General features: G+C 64.4%; 10 protein-coding genes and 1 tRNA gene. 6 read left to right on the top strand and 5 right to left on the bottom strand.

What is annotated here, in order from left to right; genetic code table 11:
- Positions 1–112: 112 nt before the first annotated feature.
- The gene (locus tag EL335_RS01145) at positions 113–841 is read right to left on the bottom strand and encodes a DsbC family protein (protein ID WP_126443853.1); all 729 of its coding nucleotides are present in this window, start codon (positions 839–841) and stop codon (positions 113–115) included.
- A gap of 26 nt (positions 842–867) precedes the next feature.
- A complete protein-coding gene (locus EL335_RS01150) occupies positions 868–2,022 on the bottom strand; it encodes a UbiH/UbiF family hydroxylase (protein ID WP_126443854.1) in 1,155 nt (384 codons plus the stop codon).
- 71 nt (positions 2,023–2,093) lie between these two features.
- Between EL335_RS01150 and EL335_RS01155 the strand changes: the two genes are divergently transcribed.
- Positions 2,094–2,170, top strand: a tRNA-Met gene (locus tag EL335_RS01155).
- A 41-nt stretch (positions 2,171–2,211) separates the two neighbouring features.
- Here the strand turns inward: EL335_RS01155 and ilvA are convergent.
- Positions 2,212–3,717, bottom strand: a complete 1,506-nt coding sequence (ilvA, locus tag EL335_RS01160; RefSeq protein ID WP_126447582.1) for a threonine ammonia-lyase, biosynthetic — start codon at positions 3,715–3,717, stop codon at positions 2,212–2,214.
- A gap of 46 nt (positions 3,718–3,763) precedes the next feature.
- Between ilvA and EL335_RS01165 the strand changes: the two genes are divergently transcribed.
- Entirely contained in the window at positions 3,764–4,192 is a 429-nt protein-coding gene (locus tag EL335_RS01165; RefSeq protein WP_126443855.1) for a YqaA family protein, read from the top strand.
- A 31-nt stretch (positions 4,193–4,223) separates the two neighbouring features.
- Entirely contained in the window at positions 4,224–7,994 is a 3,771-nt protein-coding gene (locus EL335_RS01170) for a DUF3683 domain-containing protein (RefSeq protein ID WP_126443856.1), read from the top strand.
- Here the strand turns inward: EL335_RS01170 and EL335_RS01175 are convergent.
- Together EL335_RS01175 and EL335_RS01180 are read right to left on the bottom strand one after the other, a co-directional pair.
- Complete coding sequence (locus EL335_RS01175) at positions 7,986–8,318, bottom strand: hypothetical protein (RefSeq protein ID WP_284155396.1); 333 nt, start codon at positions 8,316–8,318, stop codon at positions 7,986–7,988. The two genes, EL335_RS01170 and EL335_RS01175, sit on opposite strands and share 9 nt — an antisense overlap.
- Positions 8,318–9,400, bottom strand: a complete 1,083-nt coding sequence (locus EL335_RS01180; RefSeq protein ID WP_126443857.1) for an NADH:flavin oxidoreductase/NADH oxidase — start codon at positions 9,398–9,400, stop codon at positions 8,318–8,320. Before EL335_RS01180 ends, EL335_RS01175 begins: the two co-directional genes overlap by 1 nt.
- Before the next feature lie 50 nt (positions 9,401–9,450).
- Between EL335_RS01180 and EL335_RS01185 the strand changes: the two genes are divergently transcribed.
- The 3 genes from EL335_RS01185 (at position 9,451) to EL335_RS01195 (ending at position 12,436) form a co-directional block, all read left to right on the top strand.
- Positions 9,451–10,086: a LysE family translocator gene (locus EL335_RS01185; RefSeq protein ID WP_126443858.1), complete on the top strand. Its 636-nt coding sequence runs from the start codon at positions 9,451–9,453 to the stop codon at positions 10,084–10,086.
- Between the two features lie 135 nt (positions 10,087–10,221).
- Complete coding sequence (locus EL335_RS01190) at positions 10,222–10,662, top strand: secondary thiamine-phosphate synthase enzyme YjbQ (protein ID WP_126443859.1); 441 nt, start codon at positions 10,222–10,224, stop codon at positions 10,660–10,662.
- Positions 10,643–12,436 carry an N-acetylglutaminylglutamine amidotransferase gene (locus tag EL335_RS01195; RefSeq protein ID WP_126443860.1) on the top strand — a complete coding sequence of 598 codons (1,794 nt, stop codon included), beginning with the start codon at positions 10,643–10,645 and terminating at the stop codon, positions 12,434–12,436. Before EL335_RS01190 ends, EL335_RS01195 begins: the two co-directional genes overlap by 20 nt.
- Positions 12,437–12,449 lie beyond the last annotated feature (13 nt).

The raw sequence follows: 12,449 nt of genomic DNA on the forward strand, positions 1-12,449 counted from the left end.
CGGATCGAGCGGCTAAAAATCGGTGCTGGCGGAAAACCAGGGCGTCCCGCCGGGCACCGACCTGCTTCGTAGAGTCGGCGCTGGCGGGGCGGCACCCCGCCAGCATCCAGCGTCACTTGATGTTCGCGCTGCCCTTGTCGAGGGCTTTTTCGAGCATCGCCGCCGGCATATAGCCTGGGATGCGCGTGCCGTCGGCGAAGATCAGCGCCGGGGTGCCGCGGATATTGAGCTTGCGGCCAAGCGCGACGACTTTTTCTGTTGGATGGTTGCAATTGGCGCTGGCCGGCTGCTTGCCTTCGAGCATCAGATCGATCCAAGCTTTGGCACGGTCGCTGGCACACCAGACGTTCTTCGCTTTCTCGGTCGAGTCCGGCGAGAGGATCGGATAGAGGAACGTGTAGATCGTCACGTCGGTCACCCCCTGCAGTTCCTTCGCCAGCTTGCGGCAGTAGGTGCAGTTTGGATCCTCGAAGGTGACCAGCAGCCGTTTGCCATTGCCTTTCACCTGCTTGACCGCCAGATCGAGCGGCAGATCGGAAAACTTCACCTGCGAGAGCTTCTGCTTGCGCTCCTCGGTGAGGTTTTTCTTCGCGTGCACGTCGAGGACGTCGCCGTTGATCAGGAAGTCGACTTTCTCGTCGGTGTAGAGCAGGTCGCCGCCGATCTGGATCTCATAGAGGTTGAACTTGTCGAGCTTGCGCACCGCGTCGGCCTTGGTGCCGGGACCGAACAGTTCGGCGAGCACCGAATCGACGGTCTTCTTGACATCCGCTTCGCCGGCCAACGCAGCCTGGGCGAGCACCAAGGCAGCCAGGCTGCCGATGATTGCTTTGATCTTCATGAGTTCTCCAAGGTTGAGGATGAAGCTCAGCCCATCGCATAGCGGGCAAGAACGTCCTTTATGACCGGCAAGCGGTCGAAAAGGTTCATGCCAAGATTGCGCAGCGCAGCGACGGGCAGTTGCGGCACGGCGAACAGGCGCTGCAAGCCGTGGGTGACGGATTGTAGCGCGACGACCTCCTCGCGGCGGGCGCGCTCGTAGCGGCGCAGCCAATGGAGATCGCCGCAATCGACGTGCTCGGGACAGGCGGCGAGGGTTTCCGCCAGGCTCTTGGCATCCTGGAAGCCGAGATTGATGCCGTGGCCCGACAACGGATGGATCGTATGCGCCGCATCGCCGATCAACGCCAGCCGCGGCGCAACGGTGCGTGGCGCGCGCATCAGCCGCAGCGGGAAGCCGGTCGGCGGCGTGACGAGCTCCAGCGCGCCGAGTCGGTAAAAGCCCGCCGCGGCGACCCGATCGCAGAATGCGGCCGGCTCGAGGGAGAGTAATCCTTTCGCATGCGCGGTCGGCGTCGACCAGACGATCGAAACCAGATCATTCGGTAGCGGTAGATAGGCCAGGATGCCGTCGGCGCGGAACCATTGCCAGGCGGTGCCAAAATGCGCTTGGCCAGCGCGGAAATTCGCCACCACGCCCATCTGCTCGTAAGGCCGGAATTCGACCTCGATGCCGGCCGCGGCGCGCGTCCAGGAATCCGCGCCATCGGCGGCGACGATCAGTTTGGCGCTGAGCGTCCGGTGATCAAGCAGTTCCAGCACCGCTTCGCTGTCGCCGATGTCGAGCAACGCAGGCGCAGCGGGACAGAGCAGATCGACATTGCCCTGACGCTTCGCGGTCTCCCACAGCTCGCCCTGCAACAGCGAGGATTCCATGATCCACGCCAGCGCTTCCACGCCGCTTTCATAGGCCGAGAACTCCAACGCGCCGCCGCGATCGCCATGCACCGACATCCGCACGACCTTCTGGCAGCGCCCTAAATCGAGATGCCGCCAGATGCCGATTTCATCGAGAAAGCGCACGTTGGCCGGGCTGATCGCATACACGCGCGCATCCCAGCCTTGCGGCCGCATGGGCGGATGAGACTCGATGAGGGCGATTCTCAGGCGACTCTTGCGCAGCGCCACGGCCAGAGACAGACCGGCGAGGCCGCCGCCGACGATGATCAGGTCGTAATCCATGCGCGCATTGTCGCGTCCCGCGTCGAACTTGACAAGGCCGGCGGCCGACCGGGATAATTCCGCCCCTTCGTGGTGATGTAGCTCAGCCGGTTAGAGCGACGGATTCATAATCCGTAGGTCGAGGGTTCAAGTCCCCCCATCACCACCAATTCTCGGAAGCCAGCCTTGCGCTGGCTTTTTTGCGCCGCTTCAGCCAAGGAACAGTCGGTAGGCTGGGTTCTTCGATTCTTCCCAGTAGCGGTAGCCAAGGTTCTTGAGAAAGGCGTGGAATTCGCGCATCTCCTTGGGCGGCACTTGCATGCCGACCAGCACCCGCCCGGTGTCGGCGCCGTGGTTGCGGTAATGGAACAGGCTGATGTTCCAGCCGGCGCTCATTTTGTTGAGGAAGTTCATCAGCGCGCCGGGGCGTTCGGGGAATTCGAAACGGTAGAGCAGCTCGTCCTTCGCCTGCGGGGCATGGCCGCCGACCATGTGACGGATGTGCGACTTGGCCATTTCGTCGTCGGTGAGATCGAGCGTGGCATAGCCGTGACGGCGCAGCATCTCGGCCAGTTTCGTCGCCTCGCTGCGGTGATGGACCTGGATGCCGACGAAGACGTGTGCAGCCTGTGGGTCGTGGTAGCGGTAGTTGAATTCGGTGATGTTGCGATTGCCGATCAATGAGACGAATTTCCGGTAGCTGCCGGGCTTTTCCGGCAGTGTGACGGCAAATATCGCTTCGCGCTGCTCGCCGACTTCGGCGCGTTCGGCGACGAAGCGCAGCCGGTCGAAATTCATGTTCGCACCCGAGGCGACGGCGATGAGCGTCCTGCCATGCGCCTTGTGGCGCGCCGCCCAAGCCTTGGCGCCGGCCACCGCCAATGCGCCGGCGGGTTCCAGGATCGAGCGTGTGTCCTCGAAGACGTCCTTGATCGCCGCGCAGATGGCATCGGTGTCGACCAGCACCATCTCGTCGACATATTCGCGACAGAGCCGGAAGGTCTCCTCGCCGACCATCTTCACCGCCGCGCCGTCGGCGAACAGGCCGACCTGGTCGAGCCGCACACGCTTGCCGGCTTTGAGCGAGCGGTCCATCGCATCGGCATCGGCGGCTTCGACGCCGATGATCTGCGTCTGCGGCCGCAGCCGCTTGATGTAGGCGGCCACACCAGAGATCAGCCCGCCGCCGCCGACACAGCAGAACACCGCGTCGATCGGGTCGGGATGTTGGCGCAGGATTTCCATGCCGATCGTGCCCTGGCCGGCGATCACGTCGGGATCGTCGAAGGGGTGCACGAAGGCGAGCTTCTCGCGCTTTTCCAGCTCGCGCGCATGCGCATAGGCGGCATCGTAACTGTCGCCAAACAGCACCACCTGGGCGCCGCGCTTTTCGACCGCGTCGATCTTGATCTGCGGAGTGGTGACCGGCATCACGATCACGGCGCGCAGCTGCAGTTTCTGCGCGGCGAGCGCGACCCCTTGGGCATGGTTGCCGGCCGAAGCGCAGATCACACCGCGTTTGCGCTGCTGCGGCGTCAAATGGGCGATCTTGTTGTAGGCGCCGCGCAGCTTGAAGCTGAACACCGGCTGCATGTCCTCGCGCTTCAAGAGCACGCGGTTGCCGCTCCTGGCGGAGAGGTTGGGCGCGAACTCGAGCGGCGACTCGATGGCGACGTCGTAGACGCGGGCGTTGAGGATTCTTTCCAGGTAATCCATGATGGGTGCGGGGTAATGAGGGTTTTGCGCAAGGGTAACATGGCGCATGGCTTTTCTCTTCACTCCCGAGGCGAGTCTTGCCGGTTTGTTCATTGCCAGCTTCCTCGCGGCGACCCTGCTGCCGGGGGGTTCCGAGGCAGTGTTCCTGGCCGTCGTCCTTGGCCATCCGGAGCAATCCGTCTGGGCGCTGGCCCTGGCGACGCTGGGCAATACGCTGGGCGGTATGACCACCTATGCGTTGGGGCGCTGGCTGCCGCAGAAAGTCGGCGCTGACAAAACGGCACGCGCGGTCGTCTGGCTGCGGCGGCAAGGCTCGCCGCTGCTCGTGTTCGCCTGGGCGCCGCTGATCGGCGATCTGCTCTGCGCCGCCGCCGGCTGGCTGCGCCTTCACTGGCTTTCCTCCATGCTGTGGATGGCCCTCGGCAAGGGCGCCCGCTATGCCGCGCTGCTGTGGGGCATCGACACGATCGGTTAGAATTTGCTGCTTCGCAGCGAAGCTCGATGCCATGACCACCCGCTTAAGGGAAATTCCCTACAACACCACCTCGTTCTCCGACCGTGAGATCGTCGTCCGCCTGCTCGGCGCGGAGATGTGGGCGGTTCTCGATGCACTGCGCAGCCAGCGCGTCACCGGCCGCTCGGCGCGCATGCTCTACGAGGTGCTCGGCGACATCTGGGTGGTGCGGCGCAATCCTTTTCTCGAGGACGATCTGCTCGCTTCCCGCATGCGGCGCGATGCGCTGATCGAAGCGATGCGCCACCGGCTTGCCGAGATCGAAAAGCGCCGCCAGGGCAATGAAGAGGTTGCTCGACTGCTCGCCGCGGCCGACAAGGCGGTGAAAGATTTCGCCCAATGGTTCGCGGAGACCGCCAGCTTGCGGCGGCGCGTCATGGAACGTCTTTCGCGCCACACGCGCCGTGACAACATCTGTTTCGATGGCCTCTCGCGCGTCGCCCACGTGACCGATGCGACCGACTGGCGCGTCGAATATCCGTTCGTCGTGCTGACTCCGGATGCCGAGAAGGAAATCGCGCCGCTGGTGCGCGAATGCATCGCCTTGGGGCTGACGATCATCCCCCGCGGCGGCGGCACGGGTTATACCGGCGGGGCGATTCCGCTCGATCCCCGCTCGGCGGTGATCAATACCGAGAAACTGATCGACATCGGGCCGATCGAAGAGCGCGTGCTGCCGGGCCTGACTCGCCCCTATGCGACGATCCGCACCGGCGCCGGCGTGGTCACGCGCCGCGTCATGGAGCGCGCCGAGGAAGCCGGGCTGGTATTCGCCTGTGATCCGACCTCGGCCGATGCGTCCTGTATCGGCGGCAACATCGCGATGAACGCCGGCGGCAAGAAAGCCGTGCTGTGGGGCACCGCGCTCGACAATCTCGCTTCCTGGCGCATGGTCGACACCGAGGGCCGCTGGCTCGAGGTCGAGCGCATCGATCACAATCTGGGCAAGATCCACGAGCAGGAGACGGCGACTTTCCGCATCCGCCGTTTCAATGACGATGGCGGTATCGGCAGCGAGGAAACGCTGACGATTCCTGGAGCCAACTTCCGCAAGGCCGGGCTGGGCAAGGATGTCACCGACAAATTCCTCGCTGGTCTGCCGGGCGTGCAGAAAGAGGGCACCGATGGTCTGATCACCTCGGCGCTGTGGATCCTGCACAAGATGCCGCCGGTTGCCCGCACCGTCTGCCTCGAATTTTTCGGCCAGGTACGCGAAGCAGTGCCTTCGATCGTCGAAATCACCGATTACTTCAAGCCCGGCGGCGCGGGGCTGGCGGCGGGGGTGCGGCTGGCGGGTCTGGAGCACCTGGACGAACGTTACGTGAAGGCGGTGGGTTACGCGACCAAGGCCAAGCGCCACGGCCGGCCGAAGATGGTGCTGATCGGCGACATCGTCGGCGACGACGAAGACGCGGTGATGCGCGTCACCTCGGAAGTGGTGAAGATGGCCAACCGGCGCGGCGGCGAAGGCTTCGTCGCCGTCACCCCCGAGGCGCGCAAGCAGTTCTGGCTCGACCGCGCCCGCACCGCGGCGATCTCGCGCCATACCAACGCCTTCAAGATCAACGAGGACGTCGTCATCCCGCTCGCGCGCATGGCGGATTATTGCGACGGCATCGACCGGCTGAACATCGAGCTGTCGATCGCCAACAAGCTCGCCCTGTGCGCTGCGCTCAGCGAATTCCTGTCCGGCGAGCTGCCGCTGCACGTTGGTGACGCCGGCCTGTCGGGGCGTGCGCTGATCAATGAGCGGCGCGAGCTGGCGCTCGCCGCGGTCAATGAGGTGCGCGCGCGCTGGCAAGGCTACCTCGATGATCTCGACACCCACTTCCCGGCGCTGCAGGATCATCGTTTGCGCGTGTCCTGGAAGACCGAGCTCAAGCCGGTGCTCGAAGAAATCTTCGCGGGTGATGCCTACGCCCCGACGCGCGCGCGAATCGAGGCGATCCACCAGGAAGTGCTGCGCTCGCGCCTGTTCATCGCACTGCACATGCATGCCGGCGACGGCAACGTGCATACCAACATCCCGGTCAATTCCGACAACTATGCGATGCTGCAGACGGCCTATCGCACCGTCGATCGCATCATGGAACTGGCGAAGAGTCTCGGCGGCGTGATCTCCGGCGAGCATGGCATCGGCATCACCAAACTCGACTACCTTTCCGAAGCGGAGCTGAAGCCTTTCCGTGACTACAAGCGCCGTATCGACCCGCAGGGCCGCTTCAACAAAGGCAAACTGCTGCCCGGCGCGAACCTCGCCAACGCCTACACGCCGTCGTTCGCGCTGCTCGGTATCGAATCGCTGATCATGGAGCAGTCCGAGATCGGCAAGATCTCCGACATGGTCAAGGACTGTCTGCGTTGCGGCAAATGCAAGCCGGTGTGTTCGACGCACGTGCCGCGCGCCAATCTGCTCTACAGCCCGCGCAACAAGATCCTCGGCGTCGGCCTGTTGATCGAGGCCTTCCTGTATGAGGAGCAGACGCGGCGCGGCATCTCGCTCAGGCACTTCGAGGAATTCGGCGACATTGGCGATCACTGCACGGTCTGCCATCGCTGCCTCAAGCCCTGTCCGGTCGACATCGACTTCGGCGACGTCTCGATCGCGATGCGCAATTTCCTGCGCCGCAGCGGCAAGAAGAAGACGTCGATCGGCACGAAACTGGCGATGGCCTTCCTCTCCGCTACCGACCCGGCGCGCATCCGGCTCTTGAAGACCGCCATCGTCGATCTCGGTTATACCGCGCAGCGGCTCGGTCATGCGCTCGCCAAGACCCTGGGACTTGCGCAGGAGACGGCGCGCCATCCGCCCGCCTCTCTCGGTCTGCCAGCCGTCAAGGCGCAGGTCATTCATTTCCTCAACAAGCCCCTGCCGGCCGGCATGCCGCGCCGCACGGCGCGCGCGCTGCTCGACATCGAGGATGGGACGGTGATTCCGGTGATCCGCGATCCACATCGCGCGGCGGAAGACAGCGAAGCGGTGTTCTATTTCCCGGGTTGCGGCTCGGAGCGGCTCTTCTCGCAGGTGGGGCTCGCAACCCAAGCGATGCTCTGGCATGTCGGCGCTACGATCGTGTTGCCGCCGGGTTATCTGTGCTGCGGCTATCCGCAGACCTCATCCGGCGATGAGGACAAGGGCACCGCGATTACGACGCAAAACCGCGTGCTGTTCCATCGCGTCGCCAACACGCTCAATTATCTCGACATCAAGACGGTGATCGTCTCCTGCGGCACCTGCCTCGACCAGCTGGAAAACTACCAGTTCGACAAGATCTTTCCCGGCTGCCGGCTCATCGACATCCACGAATATCTGATGGAAAAAGGCATCCGGCTCGACGGTGTGCCCGGCACGCGATTCATGTATCACGAGCCCTGCCATACGCCGATGAAGATCTACAACGGCACCGAAGTCGCCAACCGGCTCATCGGCAGCCGCGTCGATCTCAACGACCGCTGCTGTGGCGAATCCGGCACCCTGGCGGTGACACGGCCCGACGTGGCAACACAGGTGCGCTTCCGCAAGCAGGAGGAGATCGTCGCCGGAATCGCCAAACTCGGCGCTGGCGAGACGGCACCCGTTGCGACGAAGATCCTCACCAGCTGCCCGAGCTGCCTGCAAGGCTTGCTGCGCTACCGCGAGGATGCGCCGATCGAGGCCGACTACATCGTCGTCGAGCTGGCGCGCAACATTCTTGGGTCCGACTGGCTCGACCGCTACGTCGCTGCCGCCAACGCTGGGGGCATCGAGCGCGTGCTACTCTGACCTCACCCGCGCCCTTCCGCTGATCCGGTCGATCTCGATCTCCAGTTCGCAATATTCGGTCTGCGGCTCGACGGGCGTCGGATCGTCGGCGCAGGAGCAGCCGGCGAGGATGCCGGAAAAGAAGATGCCGACCTTCGCGGTGATGCATTCGGCATCGGCGCGGGCAGACAGCAACAGCACGGTCGGCGGCTCGTCGGTCACCGTGCTGGTGCCCCGCAGTGCTTGTTGCAGCGGTAGCTCGGCGGCATGCGCGGCCAGCTCGCCCTTGAGCACGGCAGCGAAGTCGGGTGTGCCCCAGGCACGCAGCGATGCGGGCAGAAACATCAGCGGCCGGTGCTGCCTACGGGTGCGGCGCGCAGGTATTGGCGCGGCCACGCGATCGTCTGGCCCAGCACCTGTGCGGCGTGCAGGGGCCAGTAGGGATCGCGCAGACTTTCGCGGCCGAGCAGCACCAGGTCGGCCTGACCCGTCCGGACGATGTGGTCGGCTTGCTGCGGCGCAGTGATCAGACCGACCGCTGCGGTCGGGATTCCCGCCTCGCGACGGATGCGCGCGGCGAATTCGGTCTGAAAGCCCGAGCCGACGGGAATCTGCGCCCAGGGCACGAGGCCGGCGGACGAAACGTCGACGAGATCGACGCCGAGCGTTTTGAGCACACGGCACAATTCCACGGTTTCATCGCAGTTCCAGCCTCCTTCGACCCAGTCGGTGGCCGACAGGCGCACCAGGAGCGGCAGCCGTTCCGGCCAGACGGCGCGCACCGCGGTGACGACCTCGCGCACCAGGCGCGTGCGGTTTTCGAAACTGCCGCCATACACGTCGTTGCGCTGATTGGCCAGCGGCGAGAGAAACTGATGCAATAGATAGCCGTGCGCCGCATGCACTTCGATGAGCTGAAAGCCTGCGGCCAACGCGCGCCGCGCGGCGGCGGCGAAGGCATCGATCACGCGGCGGATGCCGGTCTCATCGAGCGCAGTCGGCACCGCGTAGCCGTCGCCGAAGGAAATGGCCGAAGGCGCGACGGGTATCCAGCCGCCTTCTTCCGGGGGCAGCGTCGCCTGCTTCTGCCAGCCTAAGCCCACGCCGCCCTTGCGGCCGGCATGCGCGAGCTGGATCGCCGGCAAAGAACCGTGTTCCTTGACGAAGCGGACGATGTGCCCAAGCGGTTCGATCTGCGCATCGTCCCACAGCCCAAGATCGCCGAAGCTGATGCGGCCTTCCGGCACCACGCCGGTGGCTTCGAAGATCAACAGCGCCGCGCCGCCGACGGCGCGGCTGCCGTAATGGACGAAATGCCAGTCGTTGGCAAGGCCTTCGTGTGCGGAGTATTGGCACATCGGCGGAATGCCGATGCGATGGGGCAGGGTAATCTCACGCAGCGTGAGCGGCTCGAACAGGTGGGACATGATGCGACCTCGTGGCAGCGGAACGGGCATTTTGCCTGATAATCCCGGTCATGATCTTCGACCTGACCACTGCCCAGCTTTTCGGTTTCCTGTTCGCCGCCGTGCTCGTCACCTTGGCGCCGGGACCGGACAATCTCGCCGTGCTGAGCCTGGGGATTTCGCGCGGGCGCCGCGCGGGCATCGGTTTCGGTCTCGGCTGCGCGCTGGGTTGCTTTACGCACACGCTGTGGGCCAGTCTCGGCATCTCCGCCGTGCTCGCCGCATCGAACACCGCTTTCACGCTGTTCAAGCTCGCCGGCGCGGCCTATCTCGTTTGGCTTGGCTGGCAGGCGTTGAAAAGTCCCGGTGCGAAGTTCGCCGCGGGTGTGCGCAGCGCGGATGCCACCTCCTTTTCGACCTACCTGCGTCGTGGCTTCATCGCCAATGCGATCAACCCGAAGGTCGCGCTTTTCTTCCTCGCCTTCCTGCCGCAGTTCGTGCCTGCCGGCAGCGCCCATGCAGCGGCACAATCCGCCGTGCTCGGCGGTCTGTTCGCCGCGCAGACCGTCGTGGTGTTCGGCCTCATCGGCTGGTTCGCCGGCACGATCGGCGGTTTTCTGATGCAGAAGAGCCGCCGGCTCGACCAGGCCACCGGCGTGCTGTTCATCGGCTTGGGCGTGCGCTTGGCCCTGGAGACGAAGGGATGAACCTAAAAACCCCAGTTGACCGCTCCTCAAGGTGAAAAATGCCCTCACGAATCATAACTTGCCTCACCTTTACCGCTCACCGAGAGAGTGACCCCCGCTACGCACCCCCTGGCGCGTCCAACTGAGGTTTTTAGGTTGAAACAAACGACCAAGATGCTCGAAATTCGTACCAGCGGCCGTGGTTTGATCGAGATCACCGGGCAGATCGACGGCTTCGTGCGTGCCAGCGGTCTCGATGATGGTCTGCTGACGGTGTTCTGCCGCCACACTTCGGCGTCGCTGCTGATCCAGGAGAATGCCGATCCGGCGGTGCGTCACGATCTGGAAACGTTCTTCGCGAAACTCATCCCCGATGGCCAGCCTGGCTGGTTGCACGACAGCGAGGGGCCGGACGACATGTCGGGCCACATCCGCAGCGCGCTGACGCAGACGTCATTGTCAATCCCACTCGTCGCCGGCCGGCTTGCGCTCGGCACCTGGCAGGGCGTCTATCTGTGGGAGCACCGCACGCGTCCGCAACGGCGCGAGGTGGTGCTCCATCTGCTCGGAGAAAGCAGTGTGCGGCATCGCCGGTGAGCTGAGATTCGACGGCGCCGCGCCCGACCGGGCGATACTCGAGCGCATGAGCGCGCGCTTGGCGCGGCGCGGGCCCGATGGCGAAGGCTTTTGGACGTCCGGGCCGGTTGCCTTCGCGCATCGGCGCCTGGCGATCATCGATCTTACCGAGCGTTCGCGCCAGCCGATGGTCGATGCCGCGGCAGGGCTTTCGTTGGTCTTCAACGGCACGATCTACAACTATCCCGAGCTGCGCCACGAATTGATCCAGCGCGGTCATGAATTCTTTTCCGCTGGCGATACCGAAGTCATCCTGCGCGCCTATGCCGAATGGGGCGAATCCTGTGTCGAGCGCTTGACCGGCATGTTCGCTTTCGCGATCTGGGACATAAAGCGTCGTCGGCTCTTCCTCGCCCGCGACCGGATCGGCATCAAGCCGCTCTACTTCACACGCACGGCGAAGTGCCTGCGTTTCGCCTCGAACAGTCAGGCGCTGCTCGCCGCCGGCGGCGTCGATACCGGCATCGACCCCATCGCATTGCACCACCAGTTCATGCTGCATGCGGCCGTGCCGCCGCCGTTTACGATCCTCAAGGGCATCCGCAAGCTCGAGCAGGGCACGACGCTGACGATCGACACGGCTGGACGCACTTTCGAACGGCGCTACTGGCATTTGCGTGCCCAGCGGCCCGCGGTGGCGAAGAGCGAGGCGGAATGGACCGCGGCGATCCACGACGCCTTGCGGCGCGCCGTGAAGACCCATCTCGACATTGCCGACGTCAAGGTCGGCGTGCTGCTCTCCGGCGGGCTCGATTCCTCGCTGCTCGTCGCGCTGCTGGCCGAGCAGGGCGTGCCGGATCTGCTGACTTTCTCGGTCGGCTTCGAGGATTACGTCGGCGAGTACGGCGAGGAGCGCGGCAACGAATTCGAATACTCCGACGCGGTGGCCGAACATTTCGGCACGCGCCACCACAAATATGCGATCCCCAACCGCGAGGTGCTGCGCCGCCTGCCCGAGGCCATAGAGAGCATGGCCGAACCGATGGTGAGCCAGGATGCCGTCTCCTTCTACTTGCTCGCCGAGGTGGTGAGCCAGACGGTCAAAGTGGTGCAAAGCGGCCAGGGGGCGGATGAGGTGTTCGCGGGCTACTCATGGCATGCGAAGATGGCGGTCGAGCACGGACCATTCATCGAGCGGTTGCAGCGCCATTACCTCGATCGCGACCATGCCGAATTCGCGCAGATGATCCGCGCGCGCTACCAGGTCGGCGACGTGACCTCGGAGCTATTGGCGGCGAAACTCGCCGAAGCCCATGCCGACGAATTCATCGACCAGCTGCTGCGTCTCGAAGCGACGTTCTTGGTCACCGACGATCCGGTCAAGCGCGTCGATAACATGACGATGGCCTGGGGACTGGAAGCGCGCGTGCCCTTCCTCGACCACCACCTCGTCGAACTCGCTGCACAGATGCCGCCGGAACTGAAGCTCGCATCCGGCGGCAAGCACGTGCTGAAGACCATCGCGCGCGGGCTGTTGCCGGATCTGGTCATCGACCGGCCGAAGGGTTACTTCCCGATGCCGGCGCTGAAATACGTGCGCGGCGAATTCCTCGACTTCATGCGCGCGATCCTCGATTCCGCCGCCTGTCGCCGGCGCGGCCTCTACAAACGCGCCTACGTCGAAAAATTGCTCGCCGAACCGGAAAAGCACCTGACGCGCATCCAGGGGAGCAAGCTCTGGCATCTGGCGCTGCTCGAGTTCTGGCTGCAGCGGAACGTCGATGGCGCGCACTGATAAAATCCGCTCC

It is taken from the genome of Sulfuricystis multivorans (assembly GCF_003966565.1).
In the GTDB taxonomy this organism is placed as follows: Bacteria; Pseudomonadota; Gammaproteobacteria; order Burkholderiales; family Rhodocyclaceae; genus Sulfuricystis; species Sulfuricystis multivorans.